Consider the following 1,158-nt stretch of genomic DNA (forward strand, 5'->3'; position numbering starts at 1 on the left):
CGGAGCTATCCTGATTGTTTTGCCTGCCGGAATGAGCCGGTCGGCGTGGATGGCGGCGGTTGTGGCTTGCGGATGGGTGTATTGGACGGAACGGATCGGATGGGAGAAGGCGAAAGCTGCATATAAAAGGTATAAGAATGCGACAATTCCTTTTATTGCAATTGTGGCGATATTGGCGGGATGTGCCATTGCCGGGGTTTACGGGATGAAACGGGATTCGGCGGACGGGCGATTGCTGATGTGGAAAGTGACGGGGAAAGCGATTGCCGGACAGCCGCTTGCAGGAACGGGGTTAGGCGGATTCCCGGCGGCATACGCGGAGGCGCAAGGCGAGTATTTCGCAACAGGGACCGCAACAGGCCAGGAGAAACAGGTGGCGGGATGTCCGGAATATGCGTTCAATGAATATCTGCAGATCGGGCTGGAACAGGGAATCGGAGGGTTGATCGTGTTCGTGTTGTGGCTGGGGAGCATGGGGTACTATGGAATCCGGAACAGGCAGCATGGGGCGGTCGGAGGCGTGTTGGCGTTAGCGGTGTTTGCGGTGTCGTCCTATCCGTTGCAGTTGCCGTCGTTTTGGATGATACTGGTGTTTTTGGGGGCGATATGCGTGACGAAAGATGGGACGCAGGCAAGATCATCCGCCTTATCTGTGTCATCAGCGTACCCTATAACTATAATAAGCCTGTTGTCGCTTGCATCCGTCTGCCTGTTCATCTTGCAGAAAGGGCAATATGAGGTTTATAAACGGTGGGGACGGATGCAGATGGTCTATAATAACAAGGCGTATGAGTCGGTTTCAGAAGATTATAAAGACTTGCATGACAAGTTGAAGCATAAACCGGAATTTTTGTTTGAAGAGGCGCAATGCCTCAGCAAGACGGGGCGATACGCGGAAGCGATACGGGTGCTGGAACGGGCGAAGCGGCTGAGCGGAGATCCGATGATCCGGTACATGATCGCTAAAAACCGGCAGGCGACCGGTGACTACCGGGAAGCGGAGAGGGAACTGCTTCATGCCATCGGAATACTGCCGGAAAGGCTGTATCCTTACTATCTGTTAGCCAAGCTATACGCAGAGCCGGCATTCTATCAGGCGGATAAATTCCGGGCTGCCGCCGGAGCTGTGCTGACCAAAGAACCGAAGGTCGAAAGCTC

At 54.2% G+C, this 1,158-nt stretch carries 1 protein-coding gene; it reads left to right on the plus strand.

The annotated features are described in order from the left end of the window. The coding region (locus H8S65_RS20815) for an O-antigen ligase family protein (protein WP_186931715.1) at positions 1–1,158 on the plus strand (1,158 nt) is incomplete at both ends.

The sequence above is a fragment of the Parabacteroides hominis genome (assembly GCF_014287585.1).
Lineage (GTDB): Bacteria > Bacteroidota > Bacteroidia > Bacteroidales > Tannerellaceae > Parabacteroides > Parabacteroides hominis.